The organism is Flavobacterium terrae, from assembly GCF_900142035.1.
Lineage (GTDB): Bacteria > Bacteroidota > Bacteroidia > Flavobacteriales > Flavobacteriaceae > Flavobacterium > Flavobacterium terrae.
In genome coordinates this window covers 627,699-650,581 of sequence record NZ_FQZI01000001.1, presented here as the reverse complement: position 1 = coordinate 650,581, position 22,883 = coordinate 627,699, and the positions used below count along the sequence as shown (strand labels likewise).

The window sequence follows — 22,883 nt, the reverse complement described above, 5'->3', positions numbered from 1 at the left end:
ATGAGCTCTATTTTAATTAAAAACGCAAAAATTGTTAATGAAGGAAAAATAACCGAAAGCGAAATTTTAATTGAAAATGAATTCATCAAACAAATAGGCAACAACCTCAACATCCCAAACAATTGCCAAGTAATTGACGCTGAAGGAAATTTTTTAATTCCTGGAGCGATTGATGATCAGGTACATTTTCGCGAACCTGGTTTAACACACAAAGGAAATATAGCTTCTGAATCTCGTGCAGCAGTAGCTGGAGGTGTAACCACTTTTATGGAACAACCAAACACCGTTCCTAATGCGGTTACTCAAGAACTTTTGGAGCAGAAATATGAGATTGCTTCTCAAACATCATTTGCTAACTATTCTTTTATGATAGGTGCAACTAATGATAATTTGGAAGAAGTTTTAAAAACAAACCCAAGAAATGTTGCTGCTATAAAAATATTTTTAGGATCATCAACTGGAAATATGCTAGTGGATAGAGAAGAAATTCTTGAAAAAATCTTTTCAAACACAAAAATGATTATTTGTGTGCACTGCGAAGATGAAACAACTATTAAAAACAATCTAGCAACTTACAAAGAAAAATACGGCGATGACATCCCTATGAATTGCCATCATTTAATTCGTAGTGATGAAGCATGTTATATATCTTCATCAAAAGCAATTGAATTAGCAAAAAAAACAGGTGCTAGATTGCACATATTTCACCTTTCGACAGCAAAAGAAATGGAATTGTTTCAAAACAACATCCCATTAGAAGAAAAGAAAATCACTGCCGAAGTTTGTGTTCACCATTTATGGTTTACAGATAAAGATTATAACACAAAAGGATCATTAATAAAATGGAATCCTGCTGTAAAAACTCAAGCCGATAAAGACGCCCTTTGGTCAGCATTACTTGACGACAGAATTGATGTAATTGCAACAGATCACGCTCCTCACACTTTTGAAGAAAAGCAAAACCCTTATACTTCTGCACCATCTGGAGGCCCATTAGTGCAACATTCAGTAGTAGCAATGTTTGAAGCTCACCATCAAGGAAAAATTTCTATTGAAAAAATAGTCGAAAAAATGGCTCATAATCCTGCTAAACTTTTTCAAATTGATAGAAGAGGTTTTATCAAAGAAGGTTATTATGCAGATTTAGCTATAGTAAATCCTAACTCACCTTGGACAGTTTCTAAAGAAAATATTTTATACCAATGTGGTTGGTCACCATTTGAAGATTACACTTTCAATTCAAAAATTACCCATACTTTTGTAAATGGCACTTTAGTTTATGAAAACGACCAAGTAAAAGACATCAAAAAAGGAAAGCGCTTAGAATTTAATCGATAAGATAATGAAGAAAACTATTGTACTACTAATTTCGTTTATTTTCCTTTTAGGATCATGTACTGTTAAAAACGAAATCCAAAAACCTGAAAAACTTATCGAAAAAGAGGTAATGGAGAATATTTTGTATGATTTAGCATTACTTCAAGCATTAAAAGGTTATAATCCTCAAGAACTAAAAAAAAATAGCATTAACCCTAAATCATACATCTACCAAAAGTATAAAATTGATAGTATGCAGTTTATTGAAAACAACAAATATTATTCATCTAAGATTGAGGAATACAAATTAATGTACGAACATATTATTAGCAGAATAGAAAAGGAGAAGAAAATTGTAGACGCTCAAACAACAAAGGATTTCAATAAAAAACAAAAACAAGTAACAGACTCTTTAAAAAAAGGAACCAGAAAACACATAGAACTAAAAGGCGTCCCTTTTGATTAGTTTTAAGAATTTAGAGAATTTTAAAGCTCATGCTTTAGAAGCAAAAGAATTAAAATTAATTTTGTAGGCGATGACTTATCATCTCAAACTGAAACACAAGAAGAGCAAGAAAGAAGAATTAAAGATTATTTGATTGCTTTTCATAATGCGAATGTTGGTACATGGCAAATTGGATGGGGATTAGTAGAAGCTGCCGCTGAAATTTATGCTGAATCAACTACACATTATTATCCAAAACCTTAATTAACTTTTTTAGCACCGTAGAAAAAACATATTTCTATGGTGCTTATATAATTTATATGTTTGATTTTAAGTTTTTTTTAAAACCTTCATTAGTAAAATTAGTTCCAAATAATTCTTTAAAAGATAAAATAATTACCTTTTCTATAAGTTTAGTTATAATGTATTTTATACTTTTTGGAATATTAATTTTAATTAAATTAACCGATATTTTTATAAATCATAAATACGGATTATCAATAAGTAAATTAATTCTTCAGCAACAAAATAATCATTACTTTAAATATACTACCCTATTAGGTTTTTCAAGCAGTTTATTGCTTTCAGTAATAATCGAAGAAATAATATTTCGAAAACCTTTAAACCTAATAAAAAAAAATGTAATATTTTGTTTTATCCTATTTTACCTTATATTTATTCTTCAAGTTTTTATAAATCCAAATTTGACGAGTTTTGACAGTATAGTAAAAGCTATCGTATTAATTACTATTACAGTTTTTTTAATCTTAAAAAAACAAGAGTTTTATGAAAATATAAAAAAATATTACTGGGTATATTTTTATATAATTACTATTACTTTTGGAATAATCCATATTGGGAATTTTTACGATATGCTTCCAAAAAATCTTATCGGTCTCTCAATAATATTTGTTTTACCTCAAACACTCTTAGGTTTTTTTACAGGATATATAAGACTAAAAAACGGAATTATTTGGAGCATTGCAATGCATATAATTTTCAACACTCCAGCATTTATTATGACTGCTTTATCAAATCCAAATTTTTAAAACAGTCTTTTATTTTCAAAAACTCAAAATCTAATTCCTTCAATATTTTTTCATTAGAATAAATATCAATTGAGTGTAAAGAACGAGCTATATTTTTAGTCAACAATCTTTTCTTTCCAAAAAGCAAATGCATTAACCAATCAACTCTCCAACCAAAGCTAGTTATAAATCTATTGGCATAAATTTTTGGCTCAGATACTTTAAAACAATTAGCAATTTTAAAAACTAGATATTCATAACTCAAGTTTTCTGAAACTAATGTGAATTTTTCATTTTTAATTTCGCTGTTCATCAAAGTTACCATAGCTTTTATCACATCAGTAACACACACAAAACCAGTTACTCCTTTAGTATAAAAAGGCATTCCTTTTTTTACTTTTTGATAAATCTCACCACTACCTTCGGTCCAAAAGAACGGTCCTAATATCACACCTGGATTGACAACAACAACATCTAACCCTTCTTGTTGACCACGCCACACCTCCATTTCAGCTCCATATTTAGAAATTGCATAGTCGCTATGTAAAACTTCAGGATTCCATTCGGTAGACTCTGTAACTACTGTTTCTCCTTCAAGCAAATCTCCTAAAGCAGCAATAGAACTCACAAAACATAACTTTTTAATCTTTTGATGCAAACAAAAATTGACAACATTTGCTGTTCCTTCAATATTTATTTTTCTAAGCTTATCTTCATCATCAGGATTAAAAGAAACTAATGCCGCACAATGATAAACATATTCTATTCCTATAAATGCATCATTTAATGAAGGAACCTCAACAATATCGGCATGAAACCAATTAATTTTAGAAAACAAATCTCCTTTTTTATAGTAGTCAAAAACCTGCCTAGCACGGCCAATATTTTCTTCAGTTCTATACAAAGCTCTCACATTATGGCCTTGCTCTAATAAATGCAAAACCAAATGCGAACCTACTAACCCTGTTGCTCCAGTTACTAAAATCATATTCCAAAGATAAATAAAGTTGTAAAGTGACAAATAACCAAATCAACAAATAAGCAAATCAACTTTAAATTTTATCTTTGCACTCACAAAAAATCACAATTGTCAAAATTGACAAAGCAAATTTGTATTTAAGATGAAAAATTTAGTTGAAGAATTAAAGTGGAGAGGATTATACCACGACAGTATGCCAGGAACAGAGGAACAATTGCTAAAAGAAGCAACTACAGCCTATATTGGATTTGATCCTACTGCCGATTCACTGCATATTGGAAGTATGGTTCAAATTATCCTTTTAGTTCATCTGAAAAACTTTGGACACAAACCTATTGCTCTAGTTGGAGGCGCAACTGGAATGATTGGAGATCCTTCTGGAAAAAGTGACGAAAGAAATTTATTAGATGAAGCAACTTTAGCTAAAAATGTAGACGGAATAAAAAGAGTATTATCTAAATTCTTAGATTTTAATTCTTCAGATGCTAATGCTCCTATTTTAGTAAACAACTACGACTGGATGAAGGAGTTTTCTTTTATCGATTTTGCACGCGAAGTTGGAAAAAGAATCACTGTCAACTACATGATGGCAAAAGATTCGGTAAAAAAACGTTTGTCTGGAGAGGCTGGAGAAGGAATGTCTTTTACTGAATTTACCTACCAATTAATTCAAGGTTACGATTTTTACCATTTACATAAAGAATACAATTGCTTGCTTCAAATGGGAGGAAGTGATCAATGGGGAAATATTACAACAGGTACAGAATTAGTAAGACGTTTAAATGCGGATGGTTCTTCAGAAGGAGCAAAAGCTTTTGCACTTACTACTCCGTTAATTACTAAAGCTGATGGATCGAAATTTGGAAAATCTGAAGGAGGGAATGTTTGGTTAACTGCGGATAAAACTTCGGTTTACAAATTTTACCAATTTTGGCTAAATTCTACAGATGAAGATGCTGAAAAATACATTAAAATATTCACCTTCTTAGATAAAGAAACAACTGAAAAACTTATCGAAGAGCACAAACAAGCCCCTCACTTAAGGGTTTTACAACGTAAACTAGCTGAAGAAGTAACCACTTTTGTGCATAGTACAGAAGCTTTAGAAAAAGCTATTTCAGCTTCAAATATTCTATTTGGAAATTCAACTTCTAATGATTTAAAAGGCTTGGACGAAGAAACATTCCTTGAAATATTTGAAGGAGTTCCACAAGCAGAAGTATCTCGTGATGAAATTGAACACGGAATTAACATTGTTGATGTTTTAAATGCTAAAACTGGTTTCTTAAAATCAAACGGAGAAGCAAGACGTGCGTTAACTGAAAATTCAATATCTGTTAACAAAGAAAAAGTTAATGAAGAATATTCAGTTACTAATAAAGATTTAATCAACAATCAGTTCATTCTTTTACAAAGAGGTAAAAAGAATTATTTTGTAGTAAGAGTAAGATAAGATAAACTTAAGATCATTTTTAAAAACACCTTAATTAAGGTGTTTTTTTATTTTTGGCATCCTCAACAAAACATGAATTTAAGTATAAATTATCGTTAATTTTATAAAGAAAATTATGGGTTATCTAATTTTTTTCACACAAAATTTGCAATATGTTAAAAATCAATTATATTCGTAACCTATAAACAACTAAAAACCAATTATTTATGAAACTCAAACTACTTCCAGTTGCATTACTGGTAGTTACAAGTACTGTTTTTGCACAGGAAAAAGGCTCTTTTTGGAGTCGTTCTACAAAAGGCAATAAAACAGTTCTTGACTCAAAAATGCAATTACCAGAAAGCAATCTTTACGATTTAGATTTAACATCTTTAAAAAGTAATTTATCTAAATCACCTCTAAGAAATGCTAATTCAAAAAATTCGGCTACAATTTTAGCTTTACCTGATTCTGAAGGTCAAACTGAGCACTTTAGAATATATGAAAATCCTATTTTTGCCCCAGAACTTGCTGCTCGATATCCAGAAATAAAATCATATATTGGAATTGGTATCGAGAATCCAAACGCAACAGCTTATTTAAGTTTATCTCCTTTAGGATTTAAATCCATGGTATTAAGTCCAGATAAATCAGCTGTATTTATTGAACCTTTTTCAAAAGATTTAAAAACATATAGCATTTATAAGAAGGCAGACAAAAAAGAAAACCTTACACCATTTGAATGTTCAGTAATAAACAAAGTTGAACCAAATCTAAATAATGCTGGAACAGCTGCAAGACCTAATGCAGATGACTCTACATTAAGAACATTTCGTTTAGCAATGTCAGTTACTGGTGAATATACAGCTTATTTTGGTGGTACTAAAGCATTAGCGTTAGCCGCTATCAATAATACTATGACACGTGTTAATGGTGTTTTTGAAAAAGATTTTGCTGTAAGAATGGTTCTAATTGCAAATACTGATGCCGTAATTTACACAAGCGCATCTACTGATCCTTATTCGGCGTCATCACAAATGTCTAATTGGAATTCTCAACTACAGTCTACTTTAACTTCAGTAATCGGAGAATCAAACTATGATGTTGGTCACTTATTTGGAGCTTCAGGTGGTGGCGGAAACGCTGGATGTATTGGATGTATCTGTGTTAATGGTCAAAAAGGCAGTGGCTACACCTCTCCTGCAGACGGAATACCATCAGGTGATAATTTCGATATTGACTATGTAGCTCACGAATTAGGTCATCAATTTGGTGCTAACCACACATTCTCTATGAGTAATGAAGGAACTGGAGCAAATATGGAGCCAGGATCTGGATCGTCAATCATGGGTTATGCTGGTATTACTTCGCAAGATATTCAACCACACTCAGACGCTTACTTCCATGCTTTTAGTATCCAACAGGTAACTAACAATATTAAAGGAAAAACTTGTCAAACAAATACTGCAACAGGAAATGCAGTACCAACTGCAAATGCTGGTGCTGACTATACTATTCCTAAAAGCACTCCTTTCATGTTAACTGGAACAGGAACAGATGCAAATGGAGATGCATTAACTTTTAACTGGGAACAATTTGACAATGCTTCAAGCTCACAGACAGGTGCGAGTTCTGCAGCAAGTGCTACAAAAACTTCTGGACCTACTTTTAGATCATATTCTTCTAGTTCATCACCAGTAAGATACTTCCCTAGAATGTCTTCGGTATTAGCTGGAGCTACTACAACTGCTGGTTCAGAAATCACAGTTGAAGCAGTACCATCTGTTGCAAGAACTATGAATTTCAGATTAACTGTTCGCGACAATAGAGCTGGTGGTTCTGCAAATAATTCAGATGACATGGTTGTTACTGTAAATGTAACTGCTGGTCCTTTTGCTGTAACAGCTCCAAACACTGCTGTTTCATATACTGGTGGATCTACACAAACTGTAACTTGGAATGTAGCTGGTACAACCGCAAATGGTGTAAATTGTGCTAATGTTGATATTTTAATTTCAACTGATGGAGGAAATACTTGGTCAACAATTTTAGCGGCAACTCCTAATGATGGTACACAAGCTGTAACTATACCTAACACACCTTCAACTACTGCAAGATTAATGGTAAAAGGAACAAATCATATATTCTTTGATGTTTCAAATACAAATTTCACAATTACTGCCGGATCAACAGACACAGTAGCGCCATCTGCACCAACTAATTTAACTGCATCTGGAACTACACAAACAACAACTAACTTGTCTTGGACTGCGTCTACAGATAACGTAGGTGTAACTGGCTATGATGTATATCGTGGAGCTACTGTAATTGGAACTACAGCTTCTACTGCTTATAATGTAACTGGATTGACAGCTTCTACTGCTTATACTTTCTCAGTTAGAGCAAAAGATGCTGCTGGAAATGTTTCTACAGCTAGCAACACAGTAAATGTTACGACATCTGCTCCAGTAGTAGATACAACTGCACCAACAGCACCAACAAACTTAACTGCTTCTGGAACTACATCTTCATCAACTAACTTATCTTGGACTGCTTCTACAGACAATGTAGGTGTAACTGCATATGATGTATACCAAGGAGCTACAGTAATTGGAACAACTGCTTCAACAACTTATAATGTGACTGGTTTAACTGCATCAACAGCTTATACTTTCTCAGTAAAAGCTAAAGATGCTGCTGGTAACGTTTCTGCTTCAAGTAATACTGTTAATGTAACAACTTCTTCAGTGTCTTTAACTTACTGTACATCACAAGGTAATAACACTGCTGATGAAAGAATTGGAAGAGTTGCAATTGGTTCAATTAACAATGCTTCAACTGGCACTGCTGGTTATGAGAATTTCACAAGTTTGTCTACATCTGCAGCAAGAAGTTCTTCTCAAACAATCACTATCACTCCAACATGGACAGGTACTGTTTATAGTGAAGGTTACGCTGTATTTATCGATTACAACCAAAATGGTGTATTTACAGATGCTGGCGAGACAGTTTGGACAAAAGCAGCTTCTACAACAACTCCAGTTTCTGGATCTTTCACAATTCCTTCTACTGCTACTTTAGGAGCTACAAGAATGAGGGTTTCGATGAAATACAACGGTGTACCTACTTCATGTGAATCATTTTCTTATGGACAAGTGGAAGATTACACAATCAACATTACTGGTGGAACAGCTGACACAACGGCTCCAACAGCTCCAACAAACTTAACAGCTTCTGGAACAACAACAAATTCAACAAACTTATCTTGGACTGCTTCAACAGACAATGTAGGCGTAACTGGATATGATGTATATCGTGGTGCAACAATAATTGGAACAACTGCTTCAACAACTTATAATGTGACTGGTTTAACTGCATCAACAGCTTATACTTTCTCTGTAAGAGCTAAAGATGCTGCTGGTAACGTTTCTGCATCAAGTAATACTGTTAATGTAACAACTTCTTCAGTATCTTTAACTTACTGTACATCACAAGGTAACAACACTGCTGACGAAAGAATTGGAAGAGTTGTAATTGGTTCAATTAACAATGCTTCTACTGGTACTGCTGGTTATGAGAATTTCACAACACTTTCTACAAATGCAGGAAGAGGGTCATCTCAAACAATCACTATCACTCCAACATGGACAGGTACTATTTACAATGAAGGTTATGCTGTATTTATCGATTACAACCAAAATGGTGTATTTACAGATCCAGGTGAGACAGTTTGGACAAATACTGCTTCAAAAACTACTCCAGTTTCTGGAACTTTCACAATCCCTTCTACTGCTACTTTAGGAGCTACAAGAATGAGAGTTTCGATGAAATACAACGGTGTACCTACTTCATGTGAGTCATTCTCTTACGGTCAAGTGGAAGATTACACAATCAACATTACTGCTGCTGCTAGAGAGGAAGAAAACAATTCATTTGTAAATACTACTAGTGAAATTAGATTATATCCTAATCCTACTAAAGATTTCTTAAACATCTCTTCAGTTTCTGAAGACGCAACTTTCCGAGTTTTTAATTTAATGGGGCAAATTATCTTAGATGGAAAAATTGCTAATGGAACGATTGATGTTTCTCGTTTAAGTAATGGTAATTATGTAATTGAAGTTTCTAACAATGGTACTTCAACAACAAAACGTTTTATCAAAAACTAATCATAAACAAACCAAATTTCAAAAACGCCTTCCAAATGAAGGCGTTTTTTTATTAGAAGAAACTAAGAGTGATAAAATTTTATAATTTAGCATCTCTTTCAAAAAATGAAAACATGAAAAAACTAGCATTATTAAGTTTAACGCTTATGGGAATAAATTCAGCAATTGCCCAAGAAGTCATGACTCCAGAATTACTGTGGAAATTGGGACGCGTGACTCCTTTGGGAATTTCAAAAGATGGTAAAAACATTGTTTACAAAGTAGCAACTCCTTCTATTGAAGAAAACAAATCAAACTCAAAGTATTATACGATTTCTGTAAATGGTGGTAATCCAACTGAAATAACGGAACACAAAGAACTAATTGTTGACAAAAACATTTCTCCAGATGGATTGTATCTTTTATCTCATCAAGAGGTTAAGATAAGTAATGTTTTTGGGAAAGATGTATATCCAGAATTAGACAAATCAAACGCTCAGGTGTATGACGGATTAGATTATCGCCATTGGGATACTTGGAGAGACGGCACATACAATCATGTTTTTTTTGGTGGAGTACCTTCTCCTAATGTACGTTTAGCAGCACCAGTTGATATAATGGAAGGAGAATTATTTGATGCTCCGCAAAAGCCTTTTGGAGGGGATGAAGATTATATTTGGTCGCCAGACAGTAAAAACATTATTTATGTTTGCAAAAAAAAATCTGGAACAGCATATGCTACTAGTACAAATACTGATTTATACCAATACAACATAGAAACTAAGGAAACTAAAAACTTAACTGAAGGAAATTTAGGCTACGACACACATCCTTTATTTTCTCCTAACGGTAACTTGACATGGCTTCAAATGAAGCGAGATGGATATGAAGCCGACAAAAATGATATCATAGTTCACTTTAAAGGAATGAACATAAATCTTACTGCTGCTTGGGATGGTACAGTTGATAGTTTCAAGTGGAGTCCTGATGGAAAAAAAGTATATTTCATTGCACCGGTTGATGGCACAAAACAACTATTTGAAGTAAACTTCCCAGGCTTAACAAAAATTGCTGTAAAAGTAAATCAAATAACAAACGGGAATTTTGATGTTACAGAGATTATTGGCTTCAGTGTCGACAAAGTAATTGTAGCTAGAAATGACATGAATCATGCTTCTGAAGTTTTTTCTTATGATTTAAAAAAGAAAATCTGGAATCAAATCACAAATGTAAACACAGAAATCTATAACAAGTTAGCCCTTTGTAAAACAGAAAAAAGATATGTTACGACTACTGACGGAAAAAAAATGTTAGTTTGGGTGATTCTTCCTCCTAATTTTGATGCCAACAAAAAATATCCTACACTACTTTATTGTCAAGGCGGACCGCAAAGTGCTTTATCACAGTACTATTCTTTTAGATGGAATTTTCAAACTATTGCATCACAAGGTTATGTGGTTGTAGCTCCTAATCGTCGCGGAATGCCTGGTCATGGTGTAAAATGGAACGAACAAATTTCTGGTGATTGGGGTGGTCAAGTTATGGATGACTATCTTACAGCTATAGATGATGTAGCAAAAGAATCTTACGTAGACAAAACTCGCTTAGGTGCTGTTGGCGCAAGTTACGGCGGTTATTCAGTTTTCCAATTAGCTGGTATCCATAAAAATCGTTTTAAAACTTTTATTTCTCATTGTGGTATTTTCAACACACAAAGTATGTATGGCACGACCGAAGAAGTGTTCTTTACGAACTGGGATTCAGGTGGTGCTTACTGGGAAAAAGAAAACAAAATTGCTCAAAAAACTTACAATGAATTCAATCCAATTAATTTTGTAAACAATTGGAACACCCCAATTATGATCATTCAAGGTGGAAAAGATTACCGTGTACCAATTGGACAAGGACAAGAAGCTTTCCAAGCGGCTCAACTAAAAGGAATCAAAAGTAGGTTCTTATTATTTCCAGAAGAAAATCACTGGGTTTTAAAACCACAAAACGCATTGGTTTGGCAAAGAGAATTTTTCAAGTGGTTAAAAGAAACACTTTAAAATAGTAAATCCCAAAACAAATGTTTTGGGATTTTTTATTTCTTAAGAAAAGCCTAAATCGATGTTAAAATAAGTTTTAGTATGTAACAATTTTTAACTTTACACAACTATTAGTAATATCAAAAAAAATATTATGCATAACATTCCACTTAAACCAATAATTGTCGCTGCTTCACTAATTGCCTCTGCGTTAGCTGGAAATGCTCAAGACAATTTGGTTAATTCACTAAAAATAAACGCAAGTGAGAAGAGTAAAGAGTCTTTTAAATTTGCAGATGTTGTAAATATTGAAAACACTTCAGTAAAAAACCAAGGTTCTTCAGGTACTTGTTGGAGTTATTCGGCTAATTCATTTTTAGAATCTGAAATGATTCGTATGGGTAAAAAACCTGTTGAATTATCTCAAATCTTCTCAGCTCGTAATGCTTATGTAGAAAAAGGAAGAAACTACGTGCGCATGCACGGTTCTGTAGCGTTAGGTGATGGAGGAGCTTTCCATGACGTAATTAATATGTACCGTAAATATGGTGCCGTTCCACAATCTGTTTATACAGGTTTAAATTATGGTACAGACAAAAACAAATTTGCTGAAATGGCTGCATTAATAGAAGGATTTCTAAAAGCTGTAGTTTCTAATCCAAATGGTGAATTAACACCTAACTGGGAAAAAGCATATGCTGCAATGATTGATGCTTACCTTGGACAAGTACCAAAAACATTTGATTACAATGGCAAAAAATACACTCCTGAAACTTTTGCTAAAGAAGTAGTGGGAATTAATGCTGATGATTATGTTGAAATTTCTTCATTACAAGAGTATCCATATTATTCAAAATTTGTATTAATGGTACCAGACAACTGGAACTACGATCAGGTTTACAATGTAAAAATGAACGAATTGACAGACATCATTGATAATGCACTTAAAAATGGTTATTCAGTAGCTTGGGCTGGAGATGTAAGTGAAAAAAGTTTCTCTTGGAAAAACGGTGTAGCTTATGTTCCTGAAAAGAAAATCGAAGATATGACTGCCGAAGAGAAAGCTGATATGTTTAATGGCCCTAAGAAAGAAGCTGTAGTAACTGAAGAAATGCGCCAAAAAGCATTTGATAATTACACAACTACTGATGATCACGGAATGCATATCGTAGGGATTTCAAAAGATCAAAACGGAAAAGAATATTACATTGTTAAAAATTCTTGGGGCACGACAAACGACTATAAAGGGTATTTGTACATGTCTAAAGAATTTGCAAAATATAAAGCAACAGCTATCATGCTTCATAAAAAAGGAGTACCAGCTGCTATAGCATCAAAGCTGAAAATATAACTTTTCATCATACTTTTTTTAAAAATCGATAACTTTTTAGTTATCGATTTTTTTTTAAATACCTTCGAAGAAAAAGCAACACTAGACAACTCAACTAAAAATCAAACCATGCACAAAAAAATTACCTGCATATTAATTCTTTTTTTTGTTACGCTAACTTACAGTCAAAACAAATACACAAAATACGTCAAACCCATTATAGGAACTCAACGAATGGGCCATGTTTATCCAGGAGCCTCTGTTCCATTTGGGATGGTACAATTAAGTCCAGATACCGACACTATTCCGTATGCAGTAAATGGAAAATACAATCCCGATGTGTATAAATACTGCGCCGGCTACCAGTACGACGACAAAACGATTGTCGGCTTCAGCCACACCCATTTCAGCGGGACAGGACATTCCGACTTGGGTGATTTTTTGGTAATGCCAACATTAGGGAAATTACAATTAAATCCTGGCACAGCTGATAAACCTCTAAACGGATTTCGTTCGGCTTTTTCACATTCAAACGAAGTAGCAGAAGCCGGTTATTATAAAGTAAAATTAGATGACGATAATATTGTTGCCGAATTAACGGCTTCTAACCGTGTAGGATTTCATCAGTATACATTTCCAAAATCAGAAGAAGCACATATTATTTTGGATCTGATGAGTGGTATTTATAATTACCAAGAAAAAAATGTATGGACCTATGTCCGTGTAGTAAACGATACTTTGATTACTGGCTATCGTCAGACCAATGGTTGGGCAAGAACTCGCACACAATATTTTGCCATGAGTTTTTCGAAGCCTTTTATTGAATACGGAGCTAAAAACTTCGAAGAAAAGCAAGTTTATAAAGGATTTTGGCGAAAATTTAACCAAGAAAAGAACTTTCCAGAAGCAGCTGGAAAACAAATCAGAATGTATTTCAATTTCAAAACTTCTGAAAATGAAAAAATAAAAATCAAAATGGCACTTTCGTCTGTAAGTATGGATAGAGCACTTTTAAATTTATCCGAAATTAAACATTGGGATTTTGAAAAAGCTAAAAATGATGCTCAAAATGCCTGGGAAAGAGAATTGAAAAAAGTCGAAGTAGAAGGCGATGAAGATCTAAAAACCAATTTCTATACGGCAATGTATCATTCATTTTTGGCTCCAACAACTTACATGGACTTAGATGGAAAGTATAAAGGATTAGATCAAAATATACATCAAGCTGAAGATTTTACTAACTACACTACTTTTTCTCTTTGGGATACTTATAGAGCTTTGCATCCTTTATTCAATATCATTCAGCCAAAAAAGAACAACGATATGGTTCATTCAATGATGAAGCATTACGAACAAAGTCCTTATAAAATGTTACCTATTTGGAGTCATTATGCAAATGACAATTGGTGCATGAGCGGTTATCACAGTGTTTCTCTTTTGTCTGATGCCATTTTGAAGGGAAATTATACAGGAGATGCCAATAAAGCATTAGAGGCTTGTATTGCAACTGCAAACAAAAGAGATTACGAAGGCATAGGTTTTTATATTGACAAAGGTTTTATTCCTTCTGAAAAAAGTGGCATTTCGGTTTCAAACACGTTGGAATATGCTTATGACGATTGGGCAATAGCACAATTAGCCAAAAAATTAAACCGAAACGATGTTTATGAACAATTCTTAAAACGTTCTGAAAATTGGAAGAATAATTTTGATGTAGCTACTGGTTTCATGCGTCCTAAATTAGCTGATGGAAGTTTCAAAAAAGAGTTTGATCCATTAAATACACACGGACAAGGTTTTATTGAAGGAAATAGTTGGAATTACACCTTTTTTGTTCCACAAAATCCTAACGCTTTAGTAGAAGCAATGGGAGGCAAAAAAGTATTTACAAAAAAGCTCGATGAATTATTTTCAATGAACTTACCAGATGTTTTCTTTGCTGATACCGAAGACATCACTAGAGACGGAATTATTGGAGGTTATGTGCATGGCAATGAACCCGCACATCATGTAGCTTATTTATACAACTGGACCGACCAGCCTTGGAAATCACAAGAAATTATTAGAAAGACCTTAAAAATGCAATACAAACCTACTCCTGATGGATTAGGAGGAAATGACGATTGCGGACAAATGAGTGCTTGGTATATTTTTTCATCGTTAGGATTTTATCCTGTTGCTCCTGGAAATAACGAATATGCCATAGGAAGCCCTACTGTTCAAAATGCAACAATCAATCTTGAAAATGGAAAATCATTTCAAATAAAAGTCAATAACGGTTCCGATAAAAACATATATGTCAAAAAAATGTTGTTGAATAAAAAACCATTAACCAATTTTTTTATAAACTATGAAGATATTATAAAAGGAGGAACGCTCGAATTCATAATGAGTAATAAGCATAAATAAATATCATTCTTATCTGGCAAAAATGCAACCTTAAAAATTAATTTAATAGTTATTTTTTACAAAATCAAACATCCCGTAAAAAGCAATTGCATCTTCTTTTACGGGATTTGTACTCCACTCTTCCCAAACATTCGTAATAGATTATAACCACATTTTAATGGCTTTGAATACATATCGTTTGGATTTTCCACATAAGCCCTACAATCGCTGCAAACATGCCTGAACTCACAATTCTTCAAACCTAAATTTCATCTTTTGTAACATTCCAAAACCTCTTAAAACTATACTGATTCAAAGTAAAAACAATAATTGCCCCTACATAATCTATACTGACTATTTCTTCTCTATTAATTCTTACCCATTTCTTGTCAAAAATTTCAAGCCATTCAATAATTTGGATTGTTTAAAAGTCTTCTTAATCTGATAAAATTAAAATCATATAAAAATTCATCAACTCTTAATATTACTTATCTAAGACAGTTTTTCTCTCTGTTGTTAGGCAATTAAAGTTTTCATGAATTCACCTGGATATGTTTTTGCAGAACTCCTTTGACAATCTGTACTTACAGTCGAATCTATGTAATAAGACAACTTTATTAAATCTGTTAATTGATCGACTTATAATTTCCTATTGTTCTTCTATTGATAAACAAAAAACATCCCTTTTTAGTTGTTTTTATGATTTCGCTTTTTTTAAATCTTAATTTAGTTATTATTCAATTTTTTTTGCTCTCCACATTTCATATCCTAATTTGGGTAATCCAATAGATTTTCTAATTGAGTCAATTTTTTTTGGATTTACCAAAGCACGATTTTCGATACCAATACTACCATATAATTGCTTAGGAATTATGTTTAATTCAGCACTTTTTTTAAACAAATAACTATCATATATAGCTGAATAGTCCCTAGGTGAACATTTCCCCCTTTTTAATTCATTCAATAAAAAAGGCAGGTATTTTTCTTTAAACGCAATACCTTGGTGTATAAACATGATGTCACAACTAATAGGTTTTGGAGTACTCCAATTCTCATCTTCGTAATTCATTGATCCAATTAATTGATAATTAGGATAACCATAATTAGCTATAATCTCTTCCAATTCTTTGGCATGTTTATTTTCAAAAAACTTCATCCCCTCTTCATTCCAATTCTTTCTTCTTACCGATTGGTCTTCATCAAACATTATATCAATTCTTTTTCTTAAAGACAAATTAATTCTTTTAGAATACTCCTTTTTATAAAGTTCTTTTTCATCTTTAGAGAGCTTACTTATTTTTGCTATTTTTTGACGAATTTCATATGATTGTGGATGTAAAAAACCAACATCACCAAAATTGAGATATCCCTTTTTAATTTTTCCATCTAAACCATCAATATGTCCTGACATTACAGATGAAGCAATGTAATTACTATATTCATAATAATTTTCCATCTCAAGTGGCTCATATTTTTGAAATAAACTGTCCAAAATTTGATAACTTTTTTGAAAATTATTAGTTATAAACAAACTATCAGCCTCATATGCCTTGAGATAATAAGGTATATAATTAATTTCTTTCTTTAAAGAGTTATTATCTACAACTGTAGTTCTACATGACAATGAAACACAAGTAAGAAAAACAATTAAAAGGAAGTGTTTAAATTTCAAAACAAAAATTTTCTTACAAATTTATCATTTAACTAATGCAAAACAAACAACTTTAGTTTAAAATTTAACCCAACAAAAAAGCTCCAAATTTGGGGCATTCTCTAAATTATCTTTTTATCAAATCTGACATTTCATAAAAAGCAATAGCTTTTTCTTTTAAAGGGTTGGTGCTCCATTCTTCCCAAACATTCGTATAAGGATTATAACCACATTTAAGAGGTTTTGAATATTGATCTTCAGGATTTTCAGTATATGCCCTACAATCAGTACAAATATGACGAAATTCACAATCTTTACATACTTCAATTTGATTTTTAGAAATACTCCAATATCTTTTAAAGTTGGTTTGATTTAATACCTCTTCAAGCGATACTTCTTTGATATTTCCAAAAATTTCTTTCATCGATGGGCAATTTTTTATATTACCATCTTTGTCTATTGAAATTTTACGATTCAAACAAGTGTTATGATTTTGTGATTCTGTAAAATGCAACATTTTTGTTGAAAAATAACCTTGATCAACTACTCCACAAAAATTAAAACTTTTCAACTCCTTTTTTACATAACTAATATAAGTCAAATTAAATGATTTAAATTCTAATAATTTTTCATCTACTGATGAATGTAAAATTATTTTTGAAAGTCTCAAACATGTAGAAGTAAGTTTTTTTAAAAACTTTTCATCTTTTGTCACATCATACTTTATTATCAAACCAATGTGCTTAATTGAACTTATTTGAAATAAATCTAAAATTGATTGAAGTAAATTATTTTCAATTTCCTGGTACAAAATTATTTCAACATATTCACAACCTAATTTTTCTAACTGCGGAATTAATTCCTCATACACTCGAATTTCATCTATTCCTTCTAAAATTGAGTTCCCAATTAAAAAAGGATAATGAAATTCAAGATTCAACTCTGGAAAAAGATTAAGTTCATTCTCTGAACAAAAAAAACCTATTTCTAATTCTTCTAAATTTTCAAAATAGTCTTTTATTGTGTTATAATTATCTTCACCATATTCCGCATATAATTGACTTATTTCTATCTTATCTGATTTTGTTAAGACTTCATACATATCATTTGGAATTAAATGTGATGAATTTTTTTGTAAATCTACAATTAAACTTCTATTAGCTCCCTTAACAGCTATACAATTTGCAAATAATTTAAAAAAAACCATTTTTATATTCTTATTATATGTTTATAATACTTATCAAGAGGATAAACAGATGTTCTATATTTTAAGATCTGTATTGATTTTCCTGAAATCTCATATTTTTTTTCAATTACATTTGTATCATGCAGAACTAGAGGTAATTCATTTTGCCTTTCCAAAAGAAATTCTTTTAAACTTTCAATTTTTTCATTCATAAGTATTGTTCTTAAAAAAATTTGCTATTTTCATATCTAGATAATAATTACAAGGAACTGAAACCATACCATACTGCCCAATTGGATTAACTTCTAAAAAAACATACTCATTATTTGGGGTAACAATCATATCTATTGACCCCGAATTTAATTTTAAACGATTCATTAGATTAATTAGTTTCACCTTAATTTCAATTGGCAATTCAAAAGGCACATTCCTATTGGGATTCTTTCTGTTATAATTTCTAAAATCTACCCTAGTAGTTTCATCTCTTTGTGAAAAAATCGCCATAGTATAAAATTGATCATGTAAGAAAAAAATCCTCAATTCATATTTTTTCTTAATATACTTTTGAATTAAAGAAGGAAAAAAAAATTTAGAATATTCTTCAGTTATATTTAACAAAGATGTATATCCTATTGTATAAAAATTTCCAAAATCCAAAATTGCACTTCCTGAAATTGACTTTGTTGCGTATTGACTTAAATCATCTAAAAGAAGCAATTCATCTTTGGAACTTAAAATATATTCTTGAGGAGTAATTATTCCTATTTCACTAGCAATATCATTAACTACAAGTTTATTAACATCAGAGTTAGTAAAAGAATTAATATTTGGCAATAATGATAATTTATAATATATGTATTGCTTCAATTTTGCAAATTCTGCTTTTTTAAAATTGTTTATGATTTCATTTTCGGATTTTTCAATTTTAATATTTAAAAAACCTCTTCTATACCACATCCCTTTAATTTCAGACAACAAAAAGTTAAATGAATTATTAGTTATTCTGAAATCATTTAACAAACATTCAACATGCAGTTCATCATTTTCATTTATTCTAATAAAATTTATTCTGTAATAAAGAAGCCAATTAATCACCATACTTGATGAATAATCAGCTTCTTCAGTGATTATTAAAATCATAATCTAATCTTTCCAAGTAGTCGAATCAACAGTTACCACACCGTCAACTTCAGTGTGATGATACATATCCTCTCTACCATTTACACATGTATCATTTAAAGTCACACACATATCATTAGATAGGCGTGCCAAACCAGCAGAAATATTAACTAAATCCGAGTTTAATAAAACTGTGTTTGAACTTAATTGTTTAAATTCATTAAGACTTTTTAATTTTTTCATTTCTAAAATTTTTTAAGGATTGTCTGTTTCAGTAATTGTTGTTGTTGATGTTCCATTTTCATCGATTGTTTGTTCACATCTGGTATCTGTACAGCCTTCACTAGCTGTCTGTGTAAAACAGGTATATCTAGATCTGTCAGCAGGAAGCAAACCACCGATTATATTACTCAATTCATTTTGTGATAACAAATTATCATCATTTTTAAACTCTTCTAGTTTTCTCATTGTTATATAATTTAATTAATATTCTTCATTTGGATGTAATTTCTCAAATCTCCATTTCTCATACCCATAACTTGGCAAGCCAATTAATTTCCTTCTTTTATTCAACTCTGAAATTGAAATATTTACTTTTTTACTGTATGAACCATAATACTGTTCTTTACCATGGTATAAATTAAATTGATCCAGAAGAACAGCATAGGTTCTAGGAGGTGCTTTACCTTTTTCTATGAATTCAAGAACTTTTGGCAAATAATACTCTTCCCTTTCAACATCTTTTGTATGAAGAAGTATTATTTCTATATCTACAAAACTTTTGTCTAACATAAAATCACCTATAATATATTCATTTGGATAGCCGAATTCTTTAAAAATCTTTCTAGTTTTTAAAGAATTAATTGAATCAATCTTATTTTGTTTTATTATATTATATTGATAATCTTTATCTCGAAATAGTTGATCTTGTACTCGCATTTCTTTTATCTCATCCCTTAATTTCAGATTTAGTTTAGAAATAAACTTTTGTCTTAACAGATTATAATTTTTATCGAAAAAAAATTTTTCTTTCATGTAATAAGTTTTCATTAATGAATCATTCAATAATATTTCATTATTCAAATTATACTTGCTTATTAATTCAGAAAATTTACTCCTATTTATATCTTTTTTTAAAATTAGTTTCAATCTATAATAGTTAAAAAGTTCATTATAATTAGGTAAATTAATAGGTTCATAATCCTTAAATAATTTATCCAAAATTTCATAACTCTTCTGATAATTCTTAGTAATGTATAAACTATCTGCTTGATATACTTTTAAATAATATTGTATATAATTCAATTCTCTGGAAATAGAACTATTAAATACATCTTTTGTTTTAAAAGAAAAAAAAGAAACCAAACCTATGAGTAGCAAAACCCTAAAAACTCTTTTTAACATAATACTTTAATGGTTTAAAACTTCATATTTGGATATAATTTATTAGTTCGCCATTTTTCATATCCAAAACAAGGCAAACCAATTTCTTTTCTTCTTCTATTCATTTCATCAACAGGAGTATTGGTTTTATTATCATAGGATCCATAAAATTGTTCCTTATCATGGTACAATTCAAACTGATCTCTCATGTTTGCATATATTTTGGGAGATGCTTTACCTTTTTTTACATACTCTAAAACTTTAGGCATAAAATAATTTAATCTTTCATTATCTCTTGTATGAAGCAAAAGAGCTTCTATCCCAACATACATTTTATCTATACTACTATTACCAATTAGAAACTCATTAGGGTATCCAAAATCATCAAATATTTTGATTATTTTTTTTGCATTTATAGAATCTATCTTATTTTGTTTATCAAAATCAGTCCTCCTATATAATTGATCTTGTCCAATCATTTCAATTATTTCATTTCGTAGGCTAAGATTTAACGACTTCACGTTTTTAGCTCTCAAGTCATCATAATTTTGAAGGTCAAAAAAATTACTTTTTTTACAATAATCATTTAACAGAGAATCACTTTCTATCATTTCTTTCGTAAACCCATATTTACTAACTAATCTCGAAAAATCATTCAATTCTATATCCTTATTTAAAATAATCTTTGCGCTATAGTAGGTTTTTAACTCATAATAAACACTCATATTAAGTGGCTCATATTTTTGAAATAAACTATCCAAAATTTGATAGCTTTTTAGAAAATTATTAGTTATAAACAAACTATCGGCCTCATATACCTTGAGATAATAAGGTATATAATTAATTTCTTTCTTTAAAGAATTATTATCTACAACTGTAGTTCTACATGACAATGAAACAAAAGCAAGAAAAACAATTAAAAGGAAGTGTTTAAATTTCAAAACAAAAATTTTCTTACAAATATATTATTTAACTAATGCAAAACAAACAACTTTAGTTTAAAATTAATAACAAAAAAGCCCTGAATTCTCAGGGCTTTTTTGTTATTAATTTTTAGGCTCTTTCATTTTGAATGATTCCATAAACTTAGTGGTATAATTACCAGCAACATAATCTGGTTCGTCCATTAATTGTCTGTGGAATGGGATGGTAGTTTTAATACCTTCAATAACGAATTCATCTAAAGCGCGTTTCATTTTACTAATTGCTTCTTCGCGAGTTTGCGCAGTAGTAATCAATTTTGCAATCATCGAATCGTAATTTGGCGGAATTGTATATCCTGCATACACGTGAGTATCTAAACGAACTCCATGTCCTCCTGGAGCATGTAAAACTGTAATTTTACCTGGAGAAGGGCGGAAATCATTATAAGGATCCTCTGCATTAATACGACATTCGATAGAGTGTAATTGTGGCAAATAGTTTTTACCAGAAATTGGCACTCCAGCAGCAACTAAAATCTGCTCACGAATTAAATCGTAATCAATAACTTGCTCAGTAATTGGGTGCTCTACTTGGATACGAGTATTCATTTCCATGAAGTAGAAATTACGGTGTTTATCTACTAAGAACTCAACAGTTCCTGCTCCTTCATAATTTATAAACTCTGCAGCTTTAACCGCAGCCTCTCCCATTTTATGACGTAATTCATCTGTCATGAATGGAGATGGTGTTTCTTCTGTTAATTTTTGGTGACGTCTTTGTACAGAACAATCTCTTTCAGACAAGTGACATGCTTTACCATAAGAATCTCCAACTACTTGGATTTCGATATGACGGGGTTCTTCGATAAGTTTTTCCATATACATACCATCATTACCGAATGCAGCAGCAGCTTCTTGACGAGCACTTTCCCAAGCTTTTAATAAATCTTCTTCTTTCCAGATAGCGCGCATACCTTTACCACCACCTCCGGCAGTAGCTTTCATCATCACTGGATAGCCAATTTCTTTAGCAACTTTTTTAGCTTGTTCGAAATCTTCAAGAATACCTTCTGATCCTGGAACACAAGGAACTCCGGCAGCTTTCATAGTAGCTTTTGCTGTAGCTTTGTCTCCCATTTTGTCAATCATTTCTGGAGAAGCTCCGATAAATTTAATACCGTGCTCTTGACAAATTTTAGAGAATTTAGCGTTCTCAGAAAGGAATCCGTATCCTGGATGGATAGCATCTGCGTTTGTAATTTCTGCAGCAGCAATAATATTTGACATTTTCAAATACGATTGACTACTTGGCGCAGGACCTATACAAACTGCTTCATCAGCAAATTTAACATGCAAACTATCTGCATCTGCCGTAGAATAAACCGCAACGGTTTTGATTCCCATTTCTCTACAAGTTCTAATTACACGAAGTGCAATTTCTCCCCTGTTTGCTATTAATATCTTTTTAAACATCTTCTGATTATTTTAAATTATAAATTATAAATTTTAAATGATTGTACTTGA

At 31.4% G+C, this 22,883-nt stretch carries 17 protein-coding genes; 8 read left to right on the top strand and 9 right to left on the bottom strand.

Features of this window, described 5'->3' with window-relative positions; all coding sequences use genetic code 11:
- From BUC09_RS02930 to BUC09_RS02920, 3 genes are all read left to right on the top strand, one after another.
- Positions 1-1,338: a dihydroorotase gene (locus tag BUC09_RS02930; protein WP_073308513.1), complete on the top strand. Its 1,338-nt coding sequence runs from the start codon at positions 1-3 to the stop codon at positions 1,336-1,338.
- 4 nt (positions 1,339-1,342) lie between these two features.
- Complete coding sequence (locus BUC09_RS02925; protein ID WP_073308511.1) at positions 1,343-1,783, top strand: DUF4296 domain-containing protein; 441 nt, start codon at positions 1,343-1,345, stop codon at positions 1,781-1,783.
- A gap of 299 nt (positions 1,784-2,082) precedes the next feature.
- Positions 2,083-2,811 (top strand): CPBP family glutamic-type intramembrane protease, encoded by a 729-nt coding sequence (locus tag BUC09_RS02920; protein ID WP_073308509.1) that lies wholly within the window; start codon positions 2,083-2,085, stop codon positions 2,809-2,811.
- Here the strand turns inward: BUC09_RS02920 and BUC09_RS02915 are convergent.
- Positions 2,780-3,778: an NAD-dependent epimerase/dehydratase family protein gene (locus BUC09_RS02915; RefSeq protein ID WP_073308507.1), complete on the bottom strand. Its 999-nt coding sequence runs from the start codon at positions 3,776-3,778 to the stop codon at positions 2,780-2,782. The two genes, BUC09_RS02920 and BUC09_RS02915, sit on opposite strands and share 32 nt — an antisense overlap.
- A gap of 133 nt (positions 3,779-3,911) precedes the next feature.
- Here BUC09_RS02915 and tyrS point away from each other — a divergent pair, with 133 nt between their 5' ends.
- From tyrS to BUC09_RS02890, 5 genes are all read left to right on the top strand, one after another.
- The gene (gene tyrS / locus BUC09_RS02910; protein WP_073308505.1) at positions 3,912-5,222 is read left to right on the top strand and encodes a tyrosine--tRNA ligase; all 1,311 of its coding nucleotides are present in this window, start codon (positions 3,912-3,914) and stop codon (positions 5,220-5,222) included.
- Positions 5,223-5,428: 206 nt separating this feature from the next.
- Positions 5,429-9,370, top strand: coding sequence for a reprolysin-like metallopeptidase (locus BUC09_RS02905; protein WP_073308503.1), 3,942 nt, complete (start codon positions 5,429-5,431; stop codon positions 9,368-9,370).
- Between the two features lie 113 nt (positions 9,371-9,483).
- Complete coding sequence (locus BUC09_RS02900; RefSeq protein WP_073309037.1) at positions 9,484-11,400, top strand: S9 family peptidase; 1,917 nt, start codon at positions 9,484-9,486, stop codon at positions 11,398-11,400.
- Between the two features lie 133 nt (positions 11,401-11,533).
- Positions 11,534-12,730 (top strand): C1 family peptidase, encoded by a 1,197-nt coding sequence (locus BUC09_RS02895; RefSeq protein WP_073308501.1) that lies wholly within the window; start codon positions 11,534-11,536, stop codon positions 12,728-12,730.
- Positions 12,731-12,838: 108 nt separating this feature from the next.
- On the top strand, positions 12,839-15,118 hold the full coding sequence (locus tag BUC09_RS02890) for a GH92 family glycosyl hydrolase (protein ID WP_073308499.1): 2,280 nt from the start codon (positions 12,839-12,841) through the stop codon (positions 15,116-15,118).
- 712 nt (positions 15,119-15,830) lie between these two features.
- On the opposite strand, the gene BUC09_RS02885 is transcribed toward BUC09_RS02890, so the two are convergent.
- The 8 genes from BUC09_RS02885 to accC all read right to left on the bottom strand — a co-directional run bounded on the left by BUC09_RS02885 (position 15,831) and on the right by accC (position 22,832).
- Positions 15,831-16,769, bottom strand: a complete 939-nt coding sequence (locus BUC09_RS02885) for a hypothetical protein (RefSeq protein WP_073308497.1) — start codon at positions 16,767-16,769, stop codon at positions 15,831-15,833.
- A gap of 106 nt (positions 16,770-16,875) precedes the next feature.
- Entirely contained in the window at positions 16,876-17,955 is a 1,080-nt protein-coding gene (gene gwsS, locus BUC09_RS02880; RefSeq protein ID WP_073308495.1) for a grasp-with-spasm system SPASM domain peptide maturase, read from the bottom strand.
- 183 nt (positions 17,956-18,138) lie between these two features.
- Complete coding sequence (gene gwsG, locus BUC09_RS02870) at positions 18,139-19,074, bottom strand: grasp-with-spasm system ATP-grasp peptide maturase (protein WP_073308491.1); 936 nt, start codon at positions 19,072-19,074, stop codon at positions 18,139-18,141.
- A 3-nt stretch (positions 19,075-19,077) separates the two neighbouring features.
- The gene (locus BUC09_RS02865) at positions 19,078-19,296 is read right to left on the bottom strand and encodes a hypothetical protein (RefSeq protein ID WP_073308489.1); all 219 of its coding nucleotides are present in this window, start codon (positions 19,294-19,296) and stop codon (positions 19,078-19,080) included.
- A gap of 12 nt (positions 19,297-19,308) precedes the next feature.
- Complete coding sequence (locus BUC09_RS02860) at positions 19,309-19,521, bottom strand: hypothetical protein (RefSeq protein WP_073308487.1); 213 nt, start codon at positions 19,519-19,521, stop codon at positions 19,309-19,311.
- Between the two features lie 15 nt (positions 19,522-19,536).
- Positions 19,537-20,457, bottom strand: a complete 921-nt coding sequence (locus BUC09_RS02855; protein WP_073308485.1) for a hypothetical protein — start codon at positions 20,455-20,457, stop codon at positions 19,537-19,539.
- 14 nt (positions 20,458-20,471) lie between these two features.
- The gene (locus BUC09_RS02850) at positions 20,472-21,377 is read right to left on the bottom strand and encodes a hypothetical protein (RefSeq protein WP_073308483.1); all 906 of its coding nucleotides are present in this window, start codon (positions 21,375-21,377) and stop codon (positions 20,472-20,474) included.
- Positions 21,378-21,482: 105 nt separating this feature from the next.
- On the bottom strand, positions 21,483-22,832 hold the full coding sequence (accC, locus tag BUC09_RS02845) for an acetyl-CoA carboxylase biotin carboxylase subunit (protein WP_073308481.1): 1,350 nt from the start codon (positions 22,830-22,832) through the stop codon (positions 21,483-21,485).
- Positions 22,833-22,883: the final 51 nt, after the last annotated feature.

What these genes read in the sequence shown, in the direction of transcription:
- BUC09_RS02930 (WP_073308513.1), top strand. Translation starts at nt 1, where the DNA reads ATGAGCTCTATTTTAATTAAAAACGCAAAAATTGTTAATGAAGGAAAA.
- BUC09_RS02925 (WP_073308511.1), top strand. Translation starts at nt 1,343, where the DNA reads ATGAAGAAAACTATTGTACTACTAATTTCGTTTATTTTCCTTTTAGGA.
- BUC09_RS02920 (WP_073308509.1), top strand. Translation starts at nt 2,083, where the DNA reads ATGTTTGATTTTAAGTTTTTTTTAAAACCTTCATTAGTAAAATTAGTT.
- BUC09_RS02915 (WP_073308507.1), bottom strand. Translation starts at nt 3,778, where the DNA reads ATGATTTTAGTAACTGGAGCAACAGGGTTAGTAGGTTCGCATTTGGTT.
- tyrS (WP_073308505.1), top strand. Translation starts at nt 3,912, where the DNA reads ATGAAAAATTTAGTTGAAGAATTAAAGTGGAGAGGATTATACCACGAC.
- BUC09_RS02905 (WP_073308503.1), top strand. Translation starts at nt 5,429, where the DNA reads ATGAAACTCAAACTACTTCCAGTTGCATTACTGGTAGTTACAAGTACT.
- BUC09_RS02900 (WP_073309037.1), top strand. Translation starts at nt 9,484, where the DNA reads ATGAAAAAACTAGCATTATTAAGTTTAACGCTTATGGGAATAAATTCA.
- BUC09_RS02895 (WP_073308501.1), top strand. Translation starts at nt 11,534, where the DNA reads ATGCATAACATTCCACTTAAACCAATAATTGTCGCTGCTTCACTAATT.
- BUC09_RS02890 (WP_073308499.1), top strand. Translation starts at nt 12,839, where the DNA reads ATGCACAAAAAAATTACCTGCATATTAATTCTTTTTTTTGTTACGCTA.
- gwsS (WP_073308495.1), bottom strand. Translation starts at nt 17,955, where the DNA reads ATGGTTTTTTTTAAATTATTTGCAAATTGTATAGCTGTTAAGGGAGCT.
- gwsG (WP_073308491.1), bottom strand. Translation starts at nt 19,074, where the DNA reads ATGATTTTAATAATCACTGAAGAAGCTGATTATTCATCAAGTATGGTG.
- BUC09_RS02865 (WP_073308489.1), bottom strand. Translation starts at nt 19,296, where the DNA reads ATGAAAAAATTAAAAAGTCTTAATGAATTTAAACAATTAAGTTCAAAC.
- BUC09_RS02860 (WP_073308487.1), bottom strand. Translation starts at nt 19,521, where the DNA reads ATGAGAAAACTAGAAGAGTTTAAAAATGATGATAATTTGTTATCACAA.
- BUC09_RS02855 (WP_073308485.1), bottom strand. Translation starts at nt 20,457, where the DNA reads ATGTTAAAAAGAGTTTTTAGGGTTTTGCTACTCATAGGTTTGGTTTCT.
- accC (WP_073308481.1), bottom strand. Translation starts at nt 22,832, where the DNA reads ATGTTTAAAAAGATATTAATAGCAAACAGGGGAGAAATTGCACTTCGT.